A 24,686-nucleotide genomic window follows, 5' to 3' on the forward strand; every position below is an offset into this window, starting at 1 on the left:
AAACCCGAACGCTTACCCTCCGGGCTGACACGAAACCAAAGTTGATGCCTATCAGTCATCTTGAGTTGGATCTTCGGACGTGTCCTCATCGGCGAGAGCCATGTCCCCGACCTCGACGCTTGAGGTCTCATCTACACCAGTAGTCACGAGCTCTCTGGTGGGCACCTCACTCACGACTACACCGCGGCTCAATCCGTGCCCTTCGATCCCCACGAAGAGCGAAAGTCTGCGGAGAAAAGTATCGAATGACTCGAACCTTTGAGCGAGGTCTTCCTTGCCGAGAAGTGCCAGCGCGCTCTCACGAGTCGTCGGATCCAGCAGGTCCGGAATGCCCAACTGAGTCACGGTGTCGATCAACTGGGGAAGAATGGCATAGCGCCAGATCATCCACTCGGCGTCCTCATCTGCATCTCGCTCGACCGTTCCCGTTGCAGCCAGTGCATCGAGGTCGACCACGCCATAATTTCTTCCACTGGCCCCCGGCATCGTCCTCGCTGTCCAGCCCCCGGGCTGGTTACTGACTCCTAGGAGTGCGGTAATGATCGTCGGGTCCCTGTCGAGGAGAAGAAGATCGTAAGTGTAGTCGGGCCTGCGCACGAATATGTGCGCCTTGTGCTCAAGACTTCCGCGTGGGGTGAAGTCGTAGATTCCCTCACCAGTCGCGGTCCTGCCCTTGTACTTGAATCGGTAGTTGCTGCCGCCACTGTTGTATTCGAGTGAGTTTTCAAAAAGGGTTACGCCATGGAAGTGAACATCGAGAAAATCCTGCGTCCCGCTTGGCGATGGGACTAGAGTTTGTGTCCCGCTGGACGACATGGGGTAGAACTCGGTGCGCAGGCCAGGGCGGGTGCCCTTCTCGTCCGGGATGTCAAGTTGATTGCCACTGCCTCCGGAAGTCGTAGCAACCTCAAGCCAAAGGACGCGTTCTGCGTTGACGCTGTTCGCAAGATTTCTCAGGGGCTCCAGCGGGTCCGGAGTGCTGCTCTTCGTGCCGGACGTAGCGAGCGCACCAAAAAGATAGCTGTGACCCAGCGTTGCGTCGGGACCGAGACAATCGCGTAGCGCGGCGTTCAGATTCGTGAGTTCTTCTACCGATTGGGCCATCCGATCCGACGCATCCTCGCCGTCGGTCTGTTTGATGGCGTCGTGGAGCGCATTCCCGCCAAGCGGGTCCGCTCTAACGAAACCGAATCGACGCCTCAAGGCTGAGTCAAGCGGAGCGATGCTGCGATCGGATGTATTCATCGTGCCAAGAAGAAACAGATTGTCGGGCACTGAGAAGATCGTCCCCGAATACGGCAGTGTGACCTCGACGCCGCCTTTCCATTCCGCAACAACACGGTCGTAGTAGGACCTTTTCGTATTCTCCATGCAGAGAAGGACATCGCCGAGGACCTTCGGCACGTTGGCACGGTTGATTTCGTCCAGAAGAACGAGATAGTCCTTATCCGGGTTGGACTTCGCCTCACAGACAAGGTTGACGAGAAACCCGTCCTGACGGCTGAACCCCTGGTTATCGTCGTCGTAGCGGAGTCCTTCGACGAACTCCTCGTACGTGGTACTCGGATGAAGGGTAATTGCGTACCGGCCGTTACCGTTGCCGCCAAGCTCCCGGCCCGTCTCGTCGTACCAATTCGCCGCGATCTCCGAGACGACAAAAGTCTTGCCTGTTCCTGGTGGCCCTTCGAGAATGGCATTCTTGAAGCGTCGTAGAACTCTGATCGTTACGTCGGCTGTCTTGCTCATGAAACCCCCTGCGACTGTGGACATGTTGCGCTGCCGGTCACCCTAAGCGAAGAGCACCCCTAGATAATGGATTCAGGTACCGAGGCAAATGGATGAGTGCTGCCTGGGGGCGTGCACGAGAGTTCGCTGTCGCCGTCTGGATACGGGCCGCGTAGGTGATGTGTCTCGGGGCGCACAAAAGACGCTCAGATCTCAACGTCAAGATCTACTGTCCTGCAACTGTTTGCACACTTATCCCCTCGATAGGTCAACAAATGTCCGTCAATCGCGCGCGACGATGCAGATAGACGGGACGTTACTGAGAAGACCTCATTACGTGCTCGTGCTCCTTGACTGCAACCAAGAAGTCGGGATCAAACCGGAGGGTGCTTCGCTCGGTTCGGCTGACGAACCCAGCGGTTGCCCGGGCGGAGAGTGATGGTGCCATCGATGTGTCAATGACGTCGACGAGATGCTTGTACCTCCGACGCAGTGGCCAAGCGCCTGACGTGGGGACAGACCAGACTTGCCCCTTGTTGCCATATGCCGCATGGGGCCACCGCCCCGTGTCGATCAGTCGCTGGCTTGACAGATCCGGGGTTCCCGGGTCGACAAGCCTGCTTCCCACCCATGCACTGACGCCAGTCGTCACCGCATTGCCGACGAGTCTCCAACGTGAGCCTTCTCGCCCAAGGCCCGTAGTCGCCGCTTTGGTCCACCCCCTCCGGAATCCCTGGAGAGCTTCTGCGTCTTCGATGGTAGGCGTCACGATTTGCCTGCCTCGAACGGCGTCTCGCACCCAGATCGCAGGAGGGCTCGGAATCCCCACGGTACTTCCAACTTTCAGCGTCGGAACTGCGTCCGTCGCCCAACCGAGGCCCGTGAACCCTTCCGTCCAATAGAAGCCGTAGGCAGTTGAAATCGAGGCTGTCTCTCGTTCCATCGCGTTGTCCGCGAACAGGACGCTCCGAGGGTCCTCGGTCCGGCTCGCTACCAAGATGACTCGCTTGCGACGGTGTGGGACGCCTGTCGAACGAGAATCCACAACTCTGTACGCCCAGCGATATCCCCTCGCCTCAAGCTCGGCGACCAGAAAGGCCATCGCGGAGCCACCGTCGAGGACCAGCATGTTCTGCACATTTTCAAGCACCAACCATGTCGGCCGCGCTTCCGGCAACAGTCGAAAGACATGGCTCACCACACCACTTGCCGAGCCGTGAATGCCCTGAGTCCTGCCCGCTTGAGAGAGATCCGTGCACGGGAAGCCGGCAGTCAACACGTCGACCCTCGGTAAAGACTTCACTGTGGACACGTCGCTGAGCAATTCCGATGAATCGAAGCGATGCGCCAGCACTGCTCGCGCCGGTTCCCATTTTTCAACCATCGAAATGGTTCGGATGCCGTTCTTCGCCAAGCCGACCTCTAAGCCACCGATCCCCGCAAACAAGGCCGCCGCAGTCATCGTCGAACTCTTGGGTGTCAGCACCAGCGGATACTAGCTGTGCCCTGCTCAGCGCAGCGAGTGCTCGGTGCGCGGCGCGAATGCGGCCTCATCAAACTGTTGCGCAGGGCCGGGAGTGCGACCCCAGCGCCGGGCGTTCGATGTCGAACAGCGCTGCTAGAAGTGTCAATCACGACGAGGCTTGAGCGGGCTTCCGACACAGTACAACGCACGTCGTACACCCCTGCTAGAAAGCTGTTGTGTTGATATTCAGAACGGAACGCAAATCGACAACGACACCGCGTTCGCGCGGCACGGAACCTCGCCAGCGTCAGCTCAGTCTGGAGTACGAGGTCCGTTGAGCTGAAGATAGGGCCACTAGACCCCTGCTTGTGCGTGCGGTGGCCCAACTATCACGTGCGTCGCCACCACGGGTGCGCGAAGCCTGTCCTGTGTCGTCGATTCACAAGCGCCGGCTGATCATTGCCCACCCGCAACGGACACCCGAAGTCGACCGACAGAACGGCCGGAGTTAATAACAATGCTAAATCTACTAAAACTAGGATAGTTAATAATTGTGATAACGTCATCCCGTGGCCGCTGACGAGGTGGTGTGGCATGGCCCACGCACGTTGACGAAAGTGCGACAGGTCTGCATCCCGCTGGAGCTTCTTCGTGCTCTCAGCCTCGATGCGGGAAGCGAGCTTCAGTTCGCACTCTCGTTGGACGGCAACGAGATTCGAGTTCGCCCCACAGGACGCTCACGGATGTCCCACGACCAACAGGAGGCACGATGAGCGCAGGCGACATCGCTACCCTGTATGAGACACCGTTGGCGGCAAACCGCACGGGAGCCCTATACAATGCCTTCTCGTACCCGACGAAAATATCGGCCGAGAGCATTGCACTGTTCATCGCTTGCCACACGGCACCTGGGGATCACGTCCTCGACGTGTTCGGCGGCTCAGGCTCAACCGGGATCGCAGCGCTGCTGTGCGAGCGACCGACCGACCGCATGCTCACCCTCGCCGCCGAGCGAGGGTTGAACCCGACTTGGGGCGCGCGGGACACGACCGTCTACGAACTCTCCGAGATCGGAACACTGCTCGCTCGCGTCATGACGAAGGCTCCTGAGCCAACCGCATTCAGAGCAGCTGCAAACCATCTAGTCGATGCTGCAACGAACCTCGAGCCTTCCCTCTATGTAACCGAGGGACCGGACGGGCAACCGGGAACGGTACGTCACGTCATCTGGAGCGATGTGGTGGAGTGCCCCGGATGCGGCACGCAGACGACCTACGCCGATATACGCGTCCGCTATCAGCCGCTCCGGTTCGACGAGAGCCACACTTGCGCATGCGGCCACACCGGATCGCCCGATGAGTGGTCGAGGGTGCTGGAGCACTCGCTCGACCCCTGGACCGGCGAGACAGCGACTCGGCGTCGTCGTGTGCCGTGGAAGGTGTACGGCACCTCAAAGGCGGGGAACTGGAGTCGAAGCGCCGTCGAAACGGACAGTGCTGGCGAAACAGACTCGCTCTCTCGGAGCCTGCCGACCGACGCCCCCCTTGTGCCGCTGACATGGGGTGATCTACACCGCAGCGGCTATCACCAGGGCATGACGCATCTGCACCACCTCTACACCGCACGCAATTTCCGAGCCGTAGCCACCTTGTGGCACCTCGTCGACGACGAACCCGAAGAGCTCCGCGATGCGCTGCGGCTCCTGGTGCTGTCCTATAACGCCGCCCACTCCACCCTGATGACGCGGGTCGTCCTCAAGAAGAACTCGCCGGACTTCGTCATCACCGGTGCGCAGTCGGGCGTGATGTACGTCAGCGGTCTGCCGGTGGAGAAGAACGTCTTCGTCGGCGTGCGCCGCAAGATCGCCACTTTTGCAGCTGCGTTCGATGTCCTGCACGGCTTATCCGGACAGGCGACCGTTGTCACCGGCAGCGCCACGAAGTTGCATCTCGCCGACGAATCGGTGGACTACGTATTCACCGACCCGCCCTTCGGCGCATACATTCCATACTCGGAGGTCAACCAACCCAACGAACTCTGGCTCGGGCGGACCACCCGAACCGACGACGAGGCGATCATCTCGCCCGCACAGGGCAAGGGCATCGATGAGTACCGATCGCTGTTGACATCGGTGTTCTCTGAGGTGGCTCGGGTAATGTCGCCGACCTCCGAAGCGACACTCGTATTCCACTCGTCGCAGGCCTCAGTCTGGCGCGCCCTCGCCGCGAGCGTCACCGACGCCGGCCTGACGATCACGGCAGCGAGCATTCTGGACAAGACCCAGGCCAGTTTCAAGCAGGTGAACGGTCACGTCGCCGTCAGCGGCGACCCGCTGTTGCGCATCAGCAAGTGCCGTTCAGCGGCATCCCTGGGACCAGCTTCGACGATGTCGGAGCTCGTCCGAGACGATGCCGAGGAACATGCGGACGGTACACCGACGTTACGAGACCCGCGGCACAAGTTCTCCGAACTCATCGGCAAGGCTCTGGTCGGTGGAATCCCGATCACGATGGATGCCCGGGCAGTGTACGAACTCCAGGGGTCCGATTGACCATTCCGTCACTAGATGAGACAGCTCGCAAAAAGCGTCTCGGACAATACTTCACGGGTCATCGGGTAGGCCGACTGCTCGCAGCCCTCGCCGACGCCGAGACGGCCACGACGATCATCGATCCGATGGTCGGTTCGGCGGACTTGCTGGTGTCGTGCCTCGGGGTAGGTGCCGTACCGAACAAGCTCGTTGGCCTCGAAATCGACCCCCTCGCACTGGCGCAGGCCAAGGCCGCCCTTGACGGCGCTGCAAATGCCGAGCTAATTCTTACCGACGCTTTCTCAGCGACGCTGCCCACCGAGCAATTCGACCTCGTCATCACGAATCCGCCGTACATCCGCTACCAATCGACGGGCGATTTCGATGGCCTGAGCATTCCGTCCGGCGAAGTCGTGCGTACCGACCTGGTGCGGGCCATCAAAGCGCGCAACGAGCTCGATGAAGACGCGCGCACTGTGCTGCTCCGCGCAGCGATGCGCTACCCCGGCACCGCTGACATCGCCGTTCCAGCCTGGATTCTCAGTGCCTCGTTGGTGCGCGAAGGCGGTGTCCTCGCCATAATCGCGCCACAGGCATGGCTCAGCCGCAACTATGCGCGCTCCGTGCGTCAGCTGTTGGACGAAGCATTCGACCTCGAAGTTGTCGTCGAAGACGGTGACGCCTCCTGGTTCGACGACGCCCAGGTGCGGACACACTTGGTCCTCGCACGCCGAAAGAAGATCGGACCGCCTGCTGCCGGTCGCGTAACCGTGTTTGCTCGCGCAACCAGCGAACTCGAAATAGACGGCCATCTACACGGGGAGTTGGACTCCGAACACGAGGTGGGGGTGGCGCTGCGCGGGATTACCTCGACCAATTCAGTCGAAGTGACCACAGGTTTGATCGCGCGTGCTGAGCTCGATCTGTCGGTGGCCGCAGCGGGGCAGGACGGACATGTTCCTGCGCGTGTCGCAGCTGCCCTTCGTGTGGCTGCCGACGACATTGTGACGCGGAGTCTGGAGTCCTACGGTTGGCGTGCCGGGCAAGGTCTCCGAACCGGTGCCAACGACTTCTTCTACATCGACTACGTGGAAGGCGCGCCACGTCCTGCCAATCGCTGGAGGATTAAGTCGCTGCCACTCCCCCTGGAGTGCTTGCTGCCTGCGGTGAGGCGGCAGAGCGAGTTGGGTGAGAAGCTGACGATCGACGCTCCCCTCACTCATACCTCGCGCATCGTGAATCTTCGGGGGTGGGCCACCGCAGCCGACAAGCGACGCATGGGAGCGACAGGTCACGTCAGCGTGTTGCCAGACGATGTTGCCACTTGGATCGCCGAGGTTGCCTCGTCTCCGCTTTCGGCGAAGACGCCGACCAAACTCTTTCCACATCTTGCCGCTGTGGCACCCAATAGCAAGATGGATCGTTCTGGCCGTCCGGTCGCCTTCTGGTACCAATTGCCCGAACTCGCGGCCCGACACCGACCGACGCTGCTGATCGGACGAGTTTGCGGCGCACAACCAACCACCTACTTGAACACCGCGGGGGCCGTCGTTGACGCGAATTTCTCCACGCTATGGCCGGTCAATGAGGATGCGCTTCCCGCCGAGGCACTACTGGCACTACTCCACTCGAGCTGGGTGTGGGCAAGTCTGGAAGCGACGTGCACGGTACTTGGTGGAGGGGCGCTCAAGGTCGAGGCGACAGACCTTCGTCGGTTGGCGTTGCCTGATCTTGGCATGGACGACATCAGCCGACTGACTACGCTCGGACAGGAGCTCATTACACACCGGAGCGAGGAAGTCTCTCATGCGATCGATGAAGCTGTTGCGAACGCCATGGCCCCCTGCTCGACGGACTCGCGCCAACCGATGGGACTGCGCGAGTTCGCCGAAACGGCGTTAAGACACCGAACACATCGCTAGGTTTACAGCACGAACTGCGGCCACTTTGTTCTGCGGCGTGTCGCGCTCGATGGCGGCGTCATTGGTTGATCGGGTACGTCCAGTTCGAAGAACCGCAGCTCCTGTGCCGCGGGAATGTTTCGGTCTTCAGGTGTTCGACCGGCGACATCGTGGCAGATTTCGCTGCAGCGCTGCATTCGGAGCCATTCACCACGCTGCCCGGATATTTAGCGGGTGCCGTGGCGTAGTTGACGAACGCACCGAACCGGGACCTCATCTTCACCTCTCAAACTTAGGTTGATGAGAGATCGAAATTCTGCCGCAATCGGAATTGCGGGACTTGGATCCGCACCTCCCGCAAACGTCCGAAGTTATGCGAACCACCGGAGTTCCCACCAAACACAAAGGTCACGACCTCTTTCGAGTTCGTGACCTAGTGCGCGGCAATTCATGGAACTGCCCTCTGTTAGCGGTTAGCGAATGCAGGTGGGGGTTGGTTTCGGCGCGATGATTCCACCACGTTTTTGCGTTCTTTCCACCGAGATTCTTGCGTACATAGGACAGGTCGGCGCGGTCGTTAGCGGCGACCTATTGCGTGCCGGGCACGGGCTGGGTCAAAGCGCATCTTGAGTTCGCATCATCGAAATCGACTGTCAGACAGCAATTATCGCGGCAGCGCCCGAAACGCGCTATTTCATTCCACCGAGCTCTTTCGCCGACCGGGCATGCGTCAGCGGACCGTGCCCGGGTGGGCGCGGTCCGCTGACAGGTTGGTGCAGGTGGTTATGTTCTGGGTGGTGTTCGGGTGGGTTCACGACCGAGGTCGGTGGCAAGTTGTCGCCATCGGATATCGATCGATTCGGCGCGGGATCGCTTCGGATCGTGGGAGAGCTGGGAGCGGCGGTTCGCAGCGGCGACCGCGAGCGCCAGGATCAGTTTGATCATGGGTTCCCGTCTCGGCCCCCATTTCAGTTCCGCGATCGAGGTGACGTTCTTCGATTTCAGCAGGCTGAACCGTTGCTCGGTGAACGCGCGGGCCGCTTCGAAGTAGATCGAGTGCTCCCAACTGCCGGGGACGAGATCCCATTGCGCCATCCGAAGCTGGTCCGGGGTCAACGTCACTGTGACACTGGAATTCGCGCAACACCCGCGGTCGCTCGGGTCCCAGTCCGGTGCGGCGAGCGGGACGCCGACTGGGCCGTCGACCATGGATTCCGGTTTCAACGGGCATTTGACAGCGCCGAGTGCAGCTGGGCATACGAGTTTGACCTTCGCAACGGTGTCGTCGACTATTCCGAGTTTGCGTCGGCCGTAGCCGGAGCGTGTTTGGAACGGGCGCGAGTTGTATCCCATCAGGTACGGCAGGATCCGTGCGAGGCGGTCGTCGTGTGCGCGGAATCCGTCCGTGGCCAGTAGATCTCGCATGGCGGGTGTGCGATGCCCGCGCAGCAGGGGCTGCACGGCGGGGCAGTAGAACGCGCCCACCGCCTGAACGGGTCCTGGCTGCGGCCCATTCGGTGCACCTGTCGGGTTCGTCGATGCAAAGGTGGTGTTCCAGTGCTTCGGATATCGGGCAACCGGTGAATAGCATTGTTGGAGCATCAGTTCCGCGAATCCCTTCTTCGGGTTGTAGCCCATGTCGATAGTCAGATACGGCCAGCGGGACCGGCCGCCGTTGCGCCCGTCGATACCGTTGCGTTTCGCCTGCTCGAGTGCGACGGCGAGCCCGTCGACGCTGCCTGAGGTCGGTGGATGGATATCGATACCGATAATCACCGGAGCAACACCGTGCAGGGCATCGGGTTTCCCGATCCTGGTCACCGCTGTCAGGCCGAGACCGAACGCTGCTTTCTTGATCGCGTCGACACTGCGCGGGTCACTGATCGCACCGGTCTTGGCGTCGCGCACGTAGTAGCGGCCGCAATACGCGGCGCCCCGGTGTTTGTCGGGCCTGGATCCGAGTCCTTGGCCGGGCCCGGCGAGGTCGTAGATCGACTCGTCGACGACCAGATCACCGCGGCTACCCGCGGGTGTGTCCTCGCGAACGGAGCCGGCGACGATCCGGTTGATCACCGTCCGGATTCGCTCGGCTGCCCGGTGCGAGTCGGCGCGTTGCGCCATGGTGCGGGCGGCGAGGGCGGCAGCGTGCGTGGCGTTGGTGACCCGGCGGGCGGGCAGTCCGAGTCCTGGGTCGAGCGGAGCGAGGCGTCGTATCCACCAGGGGTGGAAGCGTTTGTACTCGGCGAAGGAGTCGCGGTGGGCGTTGGAGCAGTCCTGCCCGCCCATCCCGACCGCCGTGAGCTGGCCCGGTGTGAAGTCCGCGATCGTGGCCATCGCCCCGCGCAGCGTCGGCGGCCGGCACAGAATGATTCGTCCCAGCAACGCGACGAGCACCGCCCGGGTTGTGTACTCGATCCCTCGGGGTGGCCGACCGCCCGGCAGTGTCGACTCCTCGTAGTAGGCGTCGATCAACTCGGCCGCACCCGAGCGGTCGATGATCTCGAGTGCGTCGCCGAAGATGTTGTCCGACAACGTGCATTCCGGTTCACCTGCTGTGATCATCGGTTCGCCTCCATCATCACGGTGATCGCGTGCCGCAGTTTGTAGCGGTGCAGCAGGTCGCGTTGATCGGCAAGGACACGGATGTCGACGACGTCGGCAAGTTGCATCAACAGTGCCGCCGGTATTCGCTCGGAGAGGTCGAGGATCCATCGATTGCGCAGCGCCGCCGTATCCACACCCTTGTACCCGCGGCGGCGTAGATGTTCGCTGACCCGGTTCACGATGTTGCGTTCGGCGAACTCGCTACTCGGCGCCAGCACCAACCCGTTCCCCGTCCTCGCCGCGAGACCGATCAGCCGCGCACTGATCGCCTCGTCGATGACCGGAACCTGCCGCACACCGCCCGCCGAATTCGGCAACGCGACAACACTGATCGCCCGCCCACTCATCACCGTGCTGGTGAGTGCGGTACCGCGCAACGATTTGAAATCGGCCGGACGCGCTCCGGCACCCCAACACAGATCGACCAACACCTGCACCCGCGTTCCGAGCGAGGTCGGCAATCCCGGAATCAGCGCGTACAGGTCACGGATCTCATGGGCAGTTGCCGCGGGTTGACGTTTGAACCGCGGCGCCGGCAACACCCGGGCCGCCGGGTACTCCCGCGGATGTAGCACCCGCCCTGCCGCGTAGAGGATGTTGCGGCACTCACGCGTCGATCGTTCGGTCCCGCGCTGCGCCCGCAACGTCAGGTAGCGATCGACGTTGGCACGCCGAAACGCGGTCCGTTCCTCGACGACACCGACCGCTTCGCCCTCGGCCACCAAGAACCGCGCGATCAGCGCCGTCGCGTTGCGGTCCGTATTCGCAGCCGAGATCGGCATCCTCGCCCGCAGACGTGCAGCAGCGTCGACCGCCGCCTCCGCCAACACGCGGTCCCGGGTACGCACCGACATCGACCGCAACCGCTCGAAACGCTGATCTTCGCTATCGATCGAGTCAGTCACCGCGATCGCAGTGTGCGTAGATGCTGTCGGTGCCCCGCCTGGTGACGGCACTTCCGTGACGATCGGTGCGATGATGGTCGGTGCGGGTCCGGGCTTCGGGGCTTTGAATCTCGCCATCAGCACACGCCGCCCAACACGCCGCGCGAACGATTGCGAAAAGCATGCAGGCATGCTGAAATACACACAGTCCCTCCAAGGGATCTCGAAGTGATTTATTTGGCTCTTGGCCAAACGCGGAGGCCGGGTTGCAGCCCGGCTTTTTGCGTTGAATGGGGTGGCTGGCCCTGTCTGCCAGCATGTTTCAGTCAGTAGCAGCCGTTACGGTTCCTCCTTGATGCTTGTTTGTGACGAGTCGCGGATCGGGGCGACGAAAGTCAGGCTTCCGCGTCGCGGTCCAGTTGAGCGAGACCGAGCTCGATCAATCTGGTGCCGGCCTGCGAGAGCGTGACGTCCCACATGTCGACGCAGCGATAGACCGCCGTCGCGGTGTCTCGTGGCAGGCGGAACTCCACCCGCACGCGGTCACGTCGCCCGACCATCGGTCGATCCATTCGATACCCCGATCCCAGGTGTGCTTTACCGGCATGTGCCGAGCACATACCGATGAAGCTAACCCGCCGAGCAAGGACTGCGCATACACGACACGAACACGCCGTTCGCACGCGAAAGTTGTTGTCCCACTGGTGGGAACACCGTGGTCGCCACATCGCCGTCAGCCCTGATCAGCGCGTGCAGAACTTGCGTGGAAAGCGCTCAACCAGGCTACCAAATGTGAGGTAACTCACACTCGATGTGGCGTTATCGTTCTGCGGCTCTCGCAAGCGCTCAGTCTCCTGCGCGACTGCTCACTCGGGGCTCATGATCTACGCGGCCCCCGGGCAGCGATCGGCCTTCCGATAGCGCGTCAGCCGGGTTCCGGGGCTTCACCTCAGCCACCGCGAAGGGTAGCGTCGAAATCTTCGCCTTTCGCGAAGTCCCGCTGAGGAAGTACCAATGTCCCGGACCGACAAGACAAACCCGTTTGGCGTGAAGATCGACCGCCGCGATGTTGATTCGGTGGAAGTCCACGACCACCGTCACGGAACCTGCGATTTGCCGCCAACGTGGCGTGCGCAATTCGATGAAACAGGCCGGCGCAAGACCAGTTGCTACCGCGAGTTCAACTACACCGGAACCAATGTGTGCTGCTGCCCGATGTGTCACACATCTGGTTGGCGCGAAACCGAGCCCCAGCGCCGACGACGCGAACGCCACCGAGCGAAGCAAGCACTGCACCACGAAGCATGTTGAGACACAGTGTGTTGCAGGCACTTCGGCCTGTGATCTGGGGCCATATTCAGACCCGAGCATCCAGTTTGCCGATTCGAGACCACAACGCATAGATTAGTGCCAATCGTTCGGCCCGCCCCGAAGTTCGAACTCGGGTGTGGGCCGGATTTCGTTCGCTTTGTTTCGCGACAAACTGATGCACATGCGGTTCACCGTCGCCGAGGGACTGCGGTTCAGATTCGTTCCTTCCCACCTCAGACGAGTGCGTTCACGTTCATCATCCGCCGCAGTCGCTTGGGGTTACGTTCGGTCCGCCTACGATGCGGACGATTTTTCCGTTGTGGATCGAGAAGGCGAGGACGCCGCTCTTCTCGGCTATTACGTATCCAGCGCTAGGAGTCCGCCCGAATGGGGGCGCTGGCACGTACTGTGCAAGGTCGCCGTAGACACGTTTCACCTCGTCTTCGTTGTCGCCAAGACGGACACCCTCTGCGGTAGCGATGATTTGAGGCGGCGTCCCAGTGTTGTCGCCGCTCGCGCCAACGCACTGGACTGAATTCCCGACGACATACAGCTCTGGTCGCCCATTCTTGGGGACCGGATAGTGGGCCCCGTCGCCGGAGCCATCGAATACTGAACCGGCTGCTTCTTGGGCTTGGTCGAGAGTCATCCCGACCTTCACTGCGCCGAGCGTAGACGCTGAGATTGACAAATTGGCCTCGCTCCACTGCCCGCTCGGCGCTTGCGCACTGCCTGGGCCGGGTTGTGCAAGTTGGGTTTTGAGCGAATCAGCCACGGCATCGAAGGATTCGTTGTTGTTGAGCATGGCGTTGTGGCTACACGGGTAGAGCAGGGCAGCGACGGCGAGCATGACTTCGAGGTTGGGTCCAAGGTGTCCACTGTTGATCTGATCGAGCACTGCGCTGTCGTTCCACAGGGCACCGATTGCGGTGATCTCGGCACTGATGATCGCGGCGGGGATGTTGCCGCCCCGGAACGATCGCATCAGGCTCAGCGTCTGATCGGAAGTAACCTTGCACGTCACGTCGTGCATGGTTGCGCCACGCATCGGCGGATACTTGGTGCCGGGCGGCCCCGACGAGGCGAGGTAACCGGTGGAGGAGTCGACACCGACAACGCTGTCGCTGCGCAGGTCGATGTCATAAAGCGGGACCCCAAACAAAGTGCGTTGCAGCGTGTTGTCGCCGGAGATCTGCCCGAGAGGGGATCCTTCGGGTAGATATGGCGCAGTAGAGCAATCCTGCGGCAGGTCCTGGTGGGATCCGTGCAATGCGAGGCACCGGATTGCGTCCGTGTGGCGCTCTGGCAGTAGGTGATTGCCCCATAGGAAGTCCCACGCCACTTTCCCGTCTTGGTACAAGTCGGCTTCGGCGGTGCCGCCGAAGGGGGATCCCAGGTGCGGGGTGTCGATTGTGGTGAGCCCGCCGAGGACGTCGGAGCCGACCGGATCGTCGGTGAACGCGCTGTTCGTGGCGAAGCGGGTGGCGAGCCCGCCCATCGAGTGCGCGACTACATAGACGCGCCCGTCGCCGCCGGCCTTCTTGTGGCTGTCGGAGATGTCGTGCAGGTAGTGGGCCAGGCACGATGCCACGATCGGGCGCGCGGCCCAGTCCGTGTGGGCGTTGCGGTAGTCGAAATAGCGATAGTCGAACGTGCGCGGTGTCCGCTTATCGATCGCGGCGGCGACGTTGTGCAGGTCTTCAGCGCTGCCGATCCAGCCGTGTACGAGCACAATCGGGTGGCGGGCGGGATCGAAAGTTCCGACTTTGGTCGACGGACCAGGGCTGATGGGGCACCCCAGGTCAGTTGCCGAAACCTGGCCCGTGGCGGTGAGTGCGGTAGCGAGTACAGCCAGTATCACCATCCATGCGGTGAGGATATTGCGTCTCAGCACAATCATGATGTGCCGTCCGTAGTGGCCACGACCTTCCAGATCGAGTTGTCCACCGACAGAAACACCGTCCAGGCGGTTGCTTGCGTTCCGGCGGTAGCGATCACGGTTGCGCTGCTGTCACTGTTAGCGTGAAACGTGTTGATGTCGAACGTGATCGGTGTCAACTTCGCAATTTGCGTCGCGGTGCTGGGTGGCAGCGCTTGGTTCGCATTGAGCAAGACTGCGCTACGTAGCGCCGACTCTGAGCCGGCGGCAAGAGCGTCGGCTATCTGGGCAGCACGTTCCCGAGTGAATGCAGGTGCCCTGGTCGGTGCGAATTGCTCGGTGCTCGCGTTTACATCGGGCGCCAGATAATCTCCGGGTGCTGGCGAGTGGTAAACCAGATGGGCCCCGACTCCGGCAGCGATGGCCACCAAGGGCAGCACAGCGACGAAAACGGCTATGCGTTTCGACGCCCATCTCGACAAGCCTGGCCGCATTTCGTTCCTACCGGTTGGATTCTGACCATCCGCGCGGAATCCAGGCAACTTCATCATGCATCAACCACTTCAACGGAACGGTTACGAATCTGACGCCGCAACGGCTTCTGCCAGCGCCAGCAGCTTTGCCTCATCGTCATATAACGAAAGATCACATTCGTACCAGTACTTTCCAGGACCAGCCAGATAAAACGAGTCAGAACCCGAAGTGACGAGTCCTTTGCCGATATCCGGATGCAGCACGGAACTGACCTGGAGAGTGTTCAGAGTCGCTGCTACCGATGTGTAAACCTCAGTGGGACTGGAACCACCGTAGGTGCTTTCGACATAGTTGTCCTGCAATTTTGCCATCGAGGTAGTCTTCTTATTGTCGACGTATGCGTAACGGCTAAGATCGAAATGTTCTTGCTCACCGTTGTTATTAGGCGGAAGCCAAGCGTATGTGCAATTTTCAGCCGCACTTTCCTTACCTTTGTTGATGTATTCCGAGTTGTCGAGGGTCACCGCTGTGACTGGCTGGACGATTGCCGCTACCTGATTGGGTGTCAGAACGCAAGGACTGCTCGCCGAAGCAATCGCCACAGGAGAAGTGGTGGCCGCTCCCGCTAGAGACGATGATTGGGCCATCGTTCGGGCTGGCTGACGGTTGTTGGTGCAACTCGATACGAAGCAGCATGCGATAACCGCTGTGGTGCAAAGCGCGACGGCTCTCAGTACGCGGACATCGGCCCACCGCAGGCGCCAGCTCGCTGACTGAGCTGAAATCTGGACAACCCCAGATTCTGTCGCTCCCATTGGTTCATGCATTTGCAGCTCCTTGTCAGTCAAAAGTTGCGCCGGTAAGGCCCGAGGCGATCACAGACCATTCCGCGGTCTGAGTGCGATATCGCCACCGCCATCCGAGATTCGAAGCCGGATCATGAACGTTGCGTCAGAGCATTCCTTGCCTGCAACTCGTTGGAAGCCATTTTGATTCGTACCCACGCACTTTGTCGAGGCTGTATGACATTCGACTGACACTGCTAGCGGTGCTCTGCTCTACTTCACTATCCTCGTGTTGGCCTTTGCTGAGCGCGAATGGACAGCTCGACGTGTTGCCCGGCCTTCTTTGCGAAGGGCCGAATCGGAGGGGCATGTGTTAAAGCGCAGCGTGTCCCACCAAGTTCCCCTCGTCGAGGGGGCGAGCGTCGCGTACACCGGCGTGTTACGGCAGATTGGCCTGCTTGCACTCATGTTGCGGCACATAGCTTTCGCTCTGGCTGGTTGCGTTTATGTTGTCCAGCCTGTTCATACAGCAATCGGTCTGGTGCTCAGTGGAATGCTTGCTCTGTGGGCGATCGTCCGGTTAGCGACACGTAGGCTGGGTATGAGCTGGCTCGTCGCTGACATCTGCGCGGTACAGGTCTTCCTCGTATCTACGCCGTTCGTGATCGGCAATTTCGATGTCGCGAGTGAGCCGAGCGTTCCACTCCTCGTCGCAGGCTCTACCGTTATCGCGATCGGCATCGCAGAGTCCGCTTCGAGGTCGCTACTGACGACTGCGCTGACCATGGCCATTTGGGCGTACGGGTGCTCGAACCTCGCCGGGGTCGAGAATCCGTTCACAATCTTCAATCTCGACTATCTTCTCGTCGAGTGGGCGTTGGCTGCTGCGGTACGCAGGCTTGTCGTGGGTTCAGCTCGGAATACCGACACAGCAACAGCAGCGGTGAACGCGGCGCATGTTGCCAGCGAGGTGTCAGACGCTCGGCGTCGATACGAACGCGAGCAGTGGGCCTTGATGCACGACACCGCGGCGTCGACATTGCTGATGGTGGGTCAGGCTTCGGCACTAAATACGGCGCGTTTGGCCGAACAAGCCAAACGCGATATCGCCGCGATCGAACTTGTGCCCCATCCCGACGACGAAGGGCCGATCGACCTGGTCCCAATGCTTCGCGACATCTGCACCGAGTGTGTGACGCCGGTACAGTTCGTTGGTCGAAATGAGCTTGATGTCGATCCAATTATCGGGCGCGCGATCACTGCTGCAACGCGCGAGGCGTTGAACAACGTCGATCGACACTCCAACGCCACAGTCGCCGTCGTAAGCATCGAGGAACACGCAATTTCGGTCAAAGACGACGGCGTCGGATTCGATTGCGCGAGCGACCTGAGCACCACCAGGCACGGTATTCGCAACTCCATAGTCGGTCGGCTACGCGATGTCCATGGCGAGGCCACGATAACGTCCGAACCCGAAATGGGCACCGATGTCGAAATGACGTGGACTGACAACGCTACCGTCGAGACGTCGGTCGATCACGACAAGTCAGAAATCGACATCGCGCGGATACTACATCGGTACGGGTACGGGCTGGTCACCGTCGCTGTCGTCGTCGCCCTCCTCGGGACGATTCCAATGTGGTCAGGACACAGTCCACTGGGTTGGAAGGCCGAGCTGCTCGTCGCCTTCGATATTGCCGCCGCCGTCGTCGCCGCAGCGGCGATTCGACGGCCAGTTCCGGGGTTGGCGTTATGGCAGCTTGCCGTGATCTGCACCGCTCCAGCACAGCAGCTCATGATCGATGCCGGCCATCTGACCGACATCGAGGGAATCAAGATTGCGACTACTTGGACACTCGTAGCCCTGACATTTCGCAGTACTCCCAGAAAATCGTTGCTTCTACTTGCTGGAGGCTGGTTCCTCGCCTGCGCCGTCGAGCTGGTGCGGTCGCCCACGCGGGAGACAGCCGCGATTCTTGGCTGCGATATTGCGGGTATCGCGTTTGTGCAGGGGATCGCCATCATCTTCGTTGTTCTACTGCGCAGCGGGTGGTCCCAGTGGCGCGAACTAGCACACCAGTACGCGCGCATTTCGGCATTACAAGCCATCAACCAAGCGCTGCAACGGGACTACTACCGCCGATACGAGGAACTGTCTCGGAGCGTAGTTCCGTTGCTACGAGGTCTCGCGGACCGAACACTCTCGCCGTGTGACCCCGGTATGCGGGCGCGAGCGCTCATCGATGCTGCACGGCTGAGGCGACTGTTCGCCCAGTCCGACAGCTTCGATCACCCATTGCTGCAGGAGCTACGTCCGAGCATCGATCGCGCCGAGGCCGAAGGCGTCAACGTGACGTTCGATATCGCCGCCGCCTTACCGGAACTTACCGACGATGCACGGTGTGAGCTCTTGGCCGCACCCATGCTTTTGCTCGCGAGGAGTAGATCGCAGGCACGGATCGTGGTCACGACAGGACCTGGGTCCGTGACGTTGAGTGTTGTGTGCGACTGCACAGCCGAAGCGCGCAACGCGGTCGAGGGACTACCGAATACCGCACGATTCGAACTGACGACACTCGGCGAACTTACCTGGATCAAGTTGCACCACACACTCATCGAATCGACAGGACAGCTACAGCTATGACCGCAAGCGACAACCCCACTCAACGAAAACTTCGAGCCGTGATCATCGACGATCATGCGGTGATTCATGACGGAATCCAAGCATGGTGCGATGCAGCAGTTCCACCGATATCGGTCGCGGACCGATACACCGACCCGCATGAATTCATCCGAGCGTTTCCCATCCACGATCGCATTGATGTCGTGGTACTCGACCTACAATTCGAGCAACACGAGCCGGACCTCGCGGCATTGCGCACCATCTGCGAAGATGGGTATCGGGTCATCATCTACTCCCAACACACCGAGCCAATTCTCGTGCTCAACTGCCTGGACATGGGTGCGGTCACCTACCTGTCGAAAACAGAAGGCCGCGACCATCTCGTGGCAGCACTTCACGCCGCGATAACAGACCGCCCCTACCTGAGCCCGACCATGGCAAAAGCAATGACGATCGACCACGCACCCTCGCGCCCGCGCCTGTCGCATCGTGAACGTGAAGTCCTATTGAACTGGTTTCAAACCGAATCGAAAATACTTGTCGGTCAAAGCCTGTACATAACCGTAGGCACTGTAAACACGCATCTCGCGCGAATCCGAACAAAGTATGCGTCGGTCGGCCGACCCGCACCGACCAAAGCAGCTCTCGTTGCCCGCGCAATCCAGGACGGACTCATCCGTCCCGACGAACTCTGAACAGATGATCACGATGGATTCCAAACCCACCACAAATGAGTATTTGTTCAGTACGAGCTGAACTTGATTGGCCGACGGCGCACTGTATTTCAAACTCCCAGATTGCAGGAAATCTAACTCACAAGCGGATTACGCTGCCGGTGTGTATTTGATCTGAATGTTGGGATCTGCGGCTCGAAACGCGGCAACGACGGAGTCCATGAACTGCTGCATCGCTTTGATACCTGCGCGCCGGGTTACCCCGTCTTTCTCACGCCACTGGTCGATACTTATGACGGCGCTGAGATGATCGTCTTTGGGCGGGCGGAATGTGATGCTGGCGGAAAAGTGATCGCCATCGCCACCGCTTGTGATCTTGCTGCTGTGTTGATATACCGTCCGAAGATCGGATCGATTTTGCACCTTGATCGCGCCACCAAAAAAGACTGCGCGCGCCGAATCGTCTGACACAACGTGCCGATCCAAGCTTCGCCGGACGTCCTTGATATCTGCAGTCGTTGTGATTACCAAATTTCTGTGCGTAAGCGATCTTTGCGAATCATATTGATGTTTGAAGAACACTTTCCGCTTCGCTCTCTGCTTGGCAGCGTAGTAAAGATAGCTGCCACCAATAAAAATAGCAACGAACAGGATTGCCTCCATCAACTTCCTCCTGGACTGTTCCGCTTCGAATTCTTGACCTGCTTCGAGATGGCGGAAAACCCAGCCTGGGCGCCTCGGCACACAACCTTTTCAACAGCTCGGATCGCATACCAGCCCGCGATACTCGAGGCGATAGCTACAACTATTCCCAGCGCAGCGTTTCCCGACGTAAGCCCGACTATGAAACCGAGAAACACTCCGATGTAGATTCCCGTCGGCGCAGAAGTCCATCGCATTAAATACTCCATTTCTAGGGAAGAACGTTGAGGAACTCACATGACATCGGCCGGCCGCTATTTCGAATAGAGTTGCACCCGTTGGACAGTGCCCGAAGTGCGGTACCGAATTGGAGATAAGACAATGTGTGCTGATTCGATGGCAGGCGAAGACGTCGGGTCAGAAGTCTGGGCTGGAATCTGCATATGATTCTCGCCGTGCGCTACTTCTTGAACGCAGACCAGTCGAGTGCACCCTCGATTGACCGCGATTGGTTGTCAGTGACCTGCTGAACTCCGTTGATCACTCCGCAATACTCGTCAATTTTGTTTAACACCGCCTCGAAATTTGAGCCGTAAAGCCCATCAGAAGAATCGAAATAGGCCGATGCGTTCGGATCGATCCCGTGGCCATTGATGAGGTCATAGATCTTGCTATCTCGCTGCACGACATTTGTCGATTCGTATTCTGAACAAGTCGGCGCTCGTGCAGGGGAGGCAGCACAGCCCGCGACGAGCGCGCCAGCGCAGACCGTGAGTGCGACAGCAATTGCTGATGCGATCGTATTCATGGGTTCGCTTCTCTCAAAAAGTGGATCAGGCGCCGGCGGGTTCGAAACGATTGATACAACGCGAACGATCTTGTCGCGACGCTATGCAATTTTTCACGAAAGCTGGGTTCAGGAATGTCTCACATTTGACGGACACTGACGATGGGCAAGTCCGCGCCAACGACCACCAGGTCTGTCCACGAACTTGCAAGCTGGCGTCTGCGGGTCGACAACACGCCCGGCAAGGTCGGGCAGATTTCGACATCAAGACCGCTAGCGGACTCCGGTGATGCGCCCTCGATGATGCTGTGCGCCAACGTCTTCAGGGCGTCGCAGGATATGGCTTGGGATGTTCTTCATGCCCAGGCGGGGGCCTGCCATGTCTGCTATTCGGAATACAGACGACTTCCCATCCGGGACCGACAATCGAACGATACAGCCGACCCAACAACGAGGGACAATGTGAAATTTCGCAGGCTCCGCGGCCCAGCGCCAGCTCGGCGACCCTTCGTTCATCCACCAACGACGGCGTGCTCTGGCGACGCCAGCTCCTCGATGGGCCGATCGACAACGGCATCCGCAGCGTCCACGCCCATGTCCGCCACGACCCGGTAACCAACGACGAATCCAGCATTTTCGCGTTGCAGCCAACGTCCCCCACGGTTCACATCCGCCGCCATCCTGAACGGCGACGGCCAAAAGTCGTGTTACGAGCCAACGGGCTTCCAATACAGGACAAAGCAATAGGAAGATCGCCATGAAATTCAATCCACCACCAGGCTGGCCCGCCCCACCGGAGCGTTGGGCCCCCGACTCGAGTTGGCAACCGGACCCGTCGTGGCCTGCACCTCCTGATGGGTGGCCGCTGTGGCTCCCGGTCACCAACGACGTCACAAAAACCAAGGTCCTCGAGGCCTATTTCGACGGCGCGAGAGCAGCACTGCCGGAACCTCCGCTGATCGCCACCACCCCGCACGCCATCCAGGAACAGGCAGCACAATCACATCCCCGACGGGTTAGCACTACCTCACCATCCAGCTCGGCACTTCAGTGGCGTCCGCGACATCGGGCTGTGATCGTCTGCGTGGTTGTCGTCGCGGCGATTGTCGTGTCGGCTGCACTCACGGCGGTGAAGTTCGCCGGATCGTCCGATGTCAGCAGCTACACGTCACCGAACACTGGGGCGCTCACGAGTCTCAACGGACCCGCAGATGTTGCGATCACGCCGGTTGGGGATCTCTACGTCGTGGACGGCAAGAACAACCGCGTATTCGAACTCCTGGCTGGCTCCTCCAATCAAACCGAGCTGCCATTCATCGGACTCAACCAACCCGACGGTATCGCGGTCACCACCAACGGTGATGTCTACGTCTCCGACTCCAACAACAACCGTGTGTTGAAATTAGCGGGCGGATCGAAAACGCAAGCAGCGGTGCCTTTCACCGGGCTGAAGAACCCCGGCGGTCTTGCGGTCACGGCCGATGGCGTTGTCTACGTTGCCGACATGGGAAACAACCGCGTGCTGAAACTGACGCCCGGGTCGTCGGCCCAAACTGGTGTGCTCTTCAGCAACCTGAGAAACCCGACAGCCGTGGCGGTCGACGCCGCAGGCGATCTGTTCGTCGCCGACAGCGGCAACAACCAGGTAAGAAAGCTAACGGCCGCTACGAACACGCAAACCGTATTGCCGTTCACCGTTCTCGACGCGCCCAACGCTATTGCGGCGACGGCCGACGGCGATGTCTATGTCACAGACGGCAACGACAGCGACAGGGTGTTCGAGCTGCCCGCCGCGTCGAACACCCAGTCCGTGTTGCCCTTCACCGGGCTCAAGGACCCTGGCGGCCTCGCAGTCACAGCCGGTCGAGACATCGTCGTCGCTGAATACGGGAACAATCGCGTAGTGAAGCTGTCGATATCCCCAAAACACGGCGGGTCGTTCGCCTGTTGGGACGGAGCAGCGGCAGCGCAGGGCATTGTCGACCGCTAGAGGGCGAAGCAGCGCTGCATTGGGTGTTTCCAGCAAAAGGGGGGAACCCTGGATGTTTGGTCGCGCACGACCTTTCCCAAGCACAGAGTGCTGCAGCCGAATCGTACAATTGCACCTTTGTCGGCACCTCCTCTTATGTAACCCTGCAACGGTGGGCCAGCTCGGACGACGCCGCGAAGTACGCGAATAGCGGCGGCGAAGTGCCCTGGACGGTCGACGGCGTCGTGTACGGCACCAAGGAGGTGGGGTATCTGGGAGGTTATCCGGGAATCGGCTTCGAGAAAGAGCAAGACACATACGCCTATAACGGCTTGCCATTCACCATCGACGTGTACACCGATGAGGGAACTGCGCCCGACAAACTGCTTGCGCTGCAAGGGTTTCGAAACCCGGACTCAATCAGGAACGGCGGCAGCTGACACATCAACCGAGCAGCCCCGGCCGGGAGCCCGTGCACCTGGATGGGCGCGACACCAATGATCCCGTTTCCGCAGGCCAAAACCAAGTGCCCCGGCGTTGTTTGGTCGCAGCGACATGTTGGAATCATCGGTCTGGCTCGCTAGCCTCGCTACCGAAGTGCCTGGCAGAAGGGACTTGCACGCCCAAGTCCCGGATCGTCGTAGCAGGCTCACTACGGAGAGATGTCCTAACAAACACAAAGGTCACGACCTCTTTCGAGTTCGTGACCTGATGCGCCGCAGTTCATGGAACTGCACTCTGTGGGCGAAGGGGGACTTGAACCCCCACGTCCCGAAGGACACTGGCACCTGAAGCCAGCGCGTCTGCCATTCCGCCACTCGCCCGAGCAACGGCGGAAAGAGTATCACGGCGGTCGCTGCGATCCAGAATCCGGCCGGTCGGAGCCGATATCCCCACGTCGAGTGTTACGGGTGTGGACGATGATAGATATCATGCAGTGAGTGCTCCGGTACGCCGACACGCTGAGCAGGCGTGTCGGCGTGACGAGCAGGCACGACCGCACCGATGTTGCCGGAGGGAGGCACGCAATGGGAATCGTTCAACGCTTCGAGCGCAAGCTCCAGGGCGCTGTAGGCGACGCCTTCGCCCGTGTTTTCGGCGGCAGCGTGGTGCCGCAAGAAGTGGAAACGGCGCTGCAACATCAAGCCGCTGACCATGTGCAAGAACTTGAGGGTGGGCATCTGCTGGCCTCGAACAGCTACGTGATCACGATCAATTCCTCCGATTACGACAAGCTTGCCTCCGACCACGACCTCACCGTCAAAGCGTTCGCCCGCCATCTCGAGGACTACATCCGCGAGCAGGGTTGGCAGACGTATGGCGACATCCACGTCGAGTTCGAGGCGTCGCCGACACTGCATACTGGGCAATTCAGAACCCGTGGGCGCGTCGATCCCGACGCGGGTCTCGCACAGCAGAGGCCGCTCGCTGCCCCATCCGCCCCCAACCGAAATCAACCAGGAGCTGGTCCAATGACGCAGAACTCAGGGTATGACCCGAGCCGTGAGCCCGCGGACAACTCCGAAGAGGACCAGCGTCGCTCTCCGGCCGAAGACCCCCGCTACGCCCGTGGCGGCTACCAGCAGCAGCCCTACCAGAACGGCGCCTACCAGGATCGCGGCTACCAGAACGGCCAGCAGCGCTACAGCGACTACCCGCAGGGCCAGGAAGCTCGGCCCAGCGCATTCGGCGCCGGCTACGACCGGCCGCCCGCACAGGATCGCTACGCGCCACCGCCGCAGCAGCCCTACCAGGGTGGCGGCTACCAAGATCAGCCGTATCAGGACCAGGGCTACCAGGACCAGGGATACGACCAGCCGTATCAAGAGCAGGGCTATCAAGAGCCCCATCACGATCAGGGTTACCAGGACCGCGGCTACGCACCGCAACAGCCCGGCTACGCCGATCAGGGCTACCAGGATCAGGGTTACCAAGACCAGCACTACCAAGATCAGGGCTATGCACCGCCCGCGCAGTACGGTGCCGGCAACCAGCCCAATTACAACGAACCTGCCTACAGCGGCGGCAACTACGCCCCGCAGGGTGGCGCGACCTATTCGGCGACGCTGCAACTCGACGACGGCAGTGGCCGCACGTACCAGTTGCGTGAGGGCGCCAACATCATCGGTCGCGGCCAGGAGGCACACTTCCGGCTACCCGACACCGGCGTCTCGCGTCGTCATATCGAGGTTCGGTGGGACGGCCAGATGGCGATGCTTTCCGATCTCGGTTCCACCAACGGCACCTCGGTGAACGGTGCGCCCGTGCAAGATTGGCAGTTGGCCGACGGCGACATGATTCGGGCCGGACACTCCGAGATCTTGATCAGAATCGTCTGACGCTCAGCGGATTACGTATCGTAAATCCGCGCCCTTATCGTGATCGAGAACAGCTGGCGGCACCATATGATGCTGCCAGCGAAACTGTGCACCG

General features: G+C 60.5%; 19 protein-coding genes and 1 tRNA gene. 10 read left to right on the forward strand and 10 right to left on the reverse strand.

Annotated features, from left to right (window positions below):
• Positions 1 to 51: 51 nt before the first annotated feature.
• Both FOY51_RS02995 and FOY51_RS03000 read right to left on the reverse strand, forming a co-directional pair.
• Positions 52 to 1,746 carry an McrB family protein gene (locus FOY51_RS02995; RefSeq protein ID WP_187776146.1) on the reverse strand — a complete coding sequence of 565 codons (1,695 nt, stop codon included), beginning with the start codon at positions 1,744 to 1,746 and terminating at the stop codon, positions 52 to 54.
• A gap of 295 nt (positions 1,747 to 2,041) precedes the next feature.
• On the reverse strand, positions 2,042 to 3,124 hold the full coding sequence (locus FOY51_RS03000; protein WP_235916096.1) for a DNA cytosine methyltransferase: 1,083 nt from the start codon (positions 3,122 to 3,124) through the stop codon (positions 2,042 to 2,044).
• On the opposite strand from FOY51_RS03000, the gene FOY51_RS27455 reads away from it, so the two are divergent.
• From FOY51_RS27455 to FOY51_RS03015, 4 genes are all read left to right on the forward strand, one after another.
• Entirely contained in the window at positions 3,030 to 3,224 is a 195-nt protein-coding gene (locus tag FOY51_RS27455) for a hypothetical protein (RefSeq protein ID WP_235916099.1), read from the forward strand. The two genes, FOY51_RS03000 and FOY51_RS27455, sit on opposite strands and share 95 nt — an antisense overlap.
• Positions 3,225 to 3,759: 535 nt before the next feature.
• Positions 3,760 to 3,963, forward strand: a complete 204-nt coding sequence (locus tag FOY51_RS03005) for an AbrB/MazE/SpoVT family DNA-binding domain-containing protein (protein ID WP_149428683.1) — start codon at positions 3,760 to 3,762, stop codon at positions 3,961 to 3,963.
• On the forward strand, positions 3,960 to 5,741 hold the full coding sequence (locus tag FOY51_RS03010) for a DNA methyltransferase (protein WP_149428684.1): 1,782 nt from the start codon (positions 3,960 to 3,962) through the stop codon (positions 5,739 to 5,741). The genes FOY51_RS03005 and FOY51_RS03010 overlap by 4 nt, the downstream gene beginning before the upstream one ends.
• On the forward strand, positions 5,738 to 7,642 hold the full coding sequence (locus tag FOY51_RS03015) for an N-6 DNA methylase (protein WP_187776147.1): 1,905 nt from the start codon (positions 5,738 to 5,740) through the stop codon (positions 7,640 to 7,642). Before FOY51_RS03010 ends, FOY51_RS03015 begins: the two co-directional genes overlap by 4 nt.
• Before the next feature lie 762 nt (positions 7,643 to 8,404).
• Here the strand turns inward: FOY51_RS03015 and FOY51_RS03020 are convergent.
• From FOY51_RS03020 to FOY51_RS03030, 4 genes are all read right to left on the reverse strand, one after another.
• Positions 8,405 to 10,183, reverse strand: coding sequence for a hypothetical protein (locus FOY51_RS03020; RefSeq protein WP_149428686.1), 1,779 nt, complete (start codon positions 10,181 to 10,183; stop codon positions 8,405 to 8,407).
• Positions 10,180 to 11,130, reverse strand: a complete 951-nt coding sequence (locus FOY51_RS03025) for a hypothetical protein (protein ID WP_149428687.1) — start codon at positions 11,128 to 11,130, stop codon at positions 10,180 to 10,182. Before FOY51_RS03025 ends, FOY51_RS03020 begins: the two co-directional genes overlap by 4 nt.
• A 374-nt stretch (positions 11,131 to 11,504) precedes the next feature.
• Complete coding sequence (locus FOY51_RS27080) at positions 11,505 to 11,669, reverse strand: hypothetical protein (RefSeq protein ID WP_187776148.1); 165 nt, start codon at positions 11,667 to 11,669, stop codon at positions 11,505 to 11,507.
• Positions 11,670 to 12,676: 1,007 nt separating this feature from the next.
• Entirely contained in the window at positions 12,677 to 14,320 is a 1,644-nt protein-coding gene (locus tag FOY51_RS03030; RefSeq protein ID WP_149428688.1) for an esterase/lipase family protein, read from the reverse strand.
• Between the two features lie 3 nt (positions 14,321 to 14,323).
• Between FOY51_RS03030 and FOY51_RS27810 the strand changes: the two genes are divergently transcribed.
• Positions 14,324 to 14,446 (forward strand): hypothetical protein, encoded by a 123-nt coding sequence (locus tag FOY51_RS27810; RefSeq protein WP_290367872.1) that lies wholly within the window; start codon positions 14,324 to 14,326, stop codon positions 14,444 to 14,446.
• A 428-nt stretch (positions 14,447 to 14,874) separates the two neighbouring features.
• Here FOY51_RS27810 and FOY51_RS03035 read toward each other — a convergent pair whose 3' ends face one another.
• Complete coding sequence (locus FOY51_RS03035) at positions 14,875 to 15,600, reverse strand: hypothetical protein (RefSeq protein WP_149428689.1); 726 nt, start codon at positions 15,598 to 15,600, stop codon at positions 14,875 to 14,877.
• 559 nt (positions 15,601 to 16,159) lie between these two features.
• Here FOY51_RS03035 and FOY51_RS03040 point away from each other — a divergent pair.
• The gene (locus FOY51_RS03040) at positions 16,160 to 18,202 is read left to right on the forward strand and encodes a sensor histidine kinase (protein ID WP_149428690.1); all 2,043 of its coding nucleotides are present in this window, start codon (positions 16,160 to 16,162) and stop codon (positions 18,200 to 18,202) included.
• Positions 18,199 to 18,876: a response regulator transcription factor gene (locus FOY51_RS03045; protein WP_149428691.1), complete on the forward strand. Its 678-nt coding sequence runs from the start codon at positions 18,199 to 18,201 to the stop codon at positions 18,874 to 18,876. Before FOY51_RS03040 ends, FOY51_RS03045 begins: the two co-directional genes overlap by 4 nt.
• Positions 18,877 to 19,005: 129 nt before the next feature.
• On the opposite strand, the gene FOY51_RS03050 is transcribed toward FOY51_RS03045, so the two are convergent.
• Complete coding sequence (locus FOY51_RS03050; protein WP_149428692.1) at positions 19,006 to 19,518, reverse strand: hypothetical protein; 513 nt, start codon at positions 19,516 to 19,518, stop codon at positions 19,006 to 19,008.
• A 439-nt stretch (positions 19,519 to 19,957) separates the two neighbouring features.
• The gene (locus FOY51_RS03055; protein WP_149428693.1) at positions 19,958 to 20,305 is read right to left on the reverse strand and encodes a hypothetical protein; all 348 of its coding nucleotides are present in this window, start codon (positions 20,303 to 20,305) and stop codon (positions 19,958 to 19,960) included.
• A 736-nt stretch (positions 20,306 to 21,041) separates the two neighbouring features.
• Here FOY51_RS03055 and FOY51_RS03060 point away from each other — a divergent pair.
• Together FOY51_RS03060 and FOY51_RS03065 are read left to right on the forward strand one after the other, a co-directional pair.
• A complete protein-coding gene (locus tag FOY51_RS03060) occupies positions 21,042 to 22,274 on the forward strand; it encodes an NHL repeat-containing protein (RefSeq protein WP_149428694.1) in 1,233 nt (410 codons plus the stop codon).
• Positions 22,275 to 22,330: 56 nt separating this feature from the next.
• Complete coding sequence (locus FOY51_RS03065) at positions 22,331 to 22,693, forward strand: hypothetical protein (protein ID WP_149428695.1); 363 nt, start codon at positions 22,331 to 22,333, stop codon at positions 22,691 to 22,693.
• Between the two features lie 301 nt (positions 22,694 to 22,994).
• On the opposite strand, the gene FOY51_RS03070 is transcribed toward FOY51_RS03065, so the two are convergent.
• A tRNA-Leu gene (locus tag FOY51_RS03070) sits at positions 22,995 to 23,077 on the reverse strand.
• Positions 23,078 to 23,281: 204 nt separating this feature from the next.
• On the opposite strand from FOY51_RS03070, the gene FOY51_RS03075 reads away from it, so the two are divergent.
• Positions 23,282 to 24,592, forward strand: a complete 1,311-nt coding sequence (locus FOY51_RS03075; protein WP_149428869.1) for an FHA domain-containing protein — start codon at positions 23,282 to 23,284, stop codon at positions 24,590 to 24,592.
• Positions 24,593 to 24,686 lie beyond the last annotated feature (94 nt).

The organism is Antrihabitans cavernicola (genome assembly GCF_008297975.1).
Taxonomy (GTDB): Bacteria; Actinomycetota; Actinomycetes; order Mycobacteriales; family Mycobacteriaceae; genus Antrihabitans; species Antrihabitans cavernicola.

Coding starts and splice junctions, on each gene's coding strand:
- FOY51_RS02995 (WP_187776146.1), bottom strand. CDS start 1,746: ATGAGCAAGACAGCCGACGTAACGATCAGAGTTCTACGACGCTTCAAG.
- FOY51_RS03010 (WP_149428684.1), top strand. CDS start 3,960: ATGAGCGCAGGCGACATCGCTACCCTGTATGAGACACCGTTGGCGGCA.
- FOY51_RS03020 (WP_149428686.1), bottom strand. CDS start 10,183: ATGATCACAGCAGGTGAACCGGAATGCACGTTGTCGGACAACATCTTC.
- FOY51_RS27080 (WP_187776148.1), bottom strand. CDS start 11,669: ATGGTCGGGCGACGTGACCGCGTGCGGGTGGAGTTCCGCCTGCCACGA.
- FOY51_RS03030 (WP_149428688.1), bottom strand. CDS start 14,320: ATGATTGTGCTGAGACGCAATATCCTCACCGCATGGATGGTGATACTG.
- FOY51_RS03035 (WP_149428689.1), bottom strand. CDS start 15,600: ATGCATGAACCAATGGGAGCGACAGAATCTGGGGTTGTCCAGATTTCA.
- FOY51_RS03040 (WP_149428690.1), top strand. CDS start 16,160: ATGAGCTGGCTCGTCGCTGACATCTGCGCGGTACAGGTCTTCCTCGTA.
- FOY51_RS03045 (WP_149428691.1), top strand. CDS start 18,199: ATGACCGCAAGCGACAACCCCACTCAACGAAAACTTCGAGCCGTGATC.
- FOY51_RS03050 (WP_149428692.1), bottom strand. CDS start 19,518: ATGGAGGCAATCCTGTTCGTTGCTATTTTTATTGGTGGCAGCTATCTT.
- FOY51_RS03055 (WP_149428693.1), bottom strand. CDS start 20,305: ATGAATACGATCGCATCAGCAATTGCTGTCGCACTCACGGTCTGCGCT.
- FOY51_RS03060 (WP_149428694.1), top strand. CDS start 21,042: ATGAAATTCAATCCACCACCAGGCTGGCCCGCCCCACCGGAGCGTTGG.
- FOY51_RS03075 (WP_149428869.1), top strand. CDS start 23,282: ATGGGAATCGTTCAACGCTTCGAGCGCAAGCTCCAGGGCGCTGTAGGC.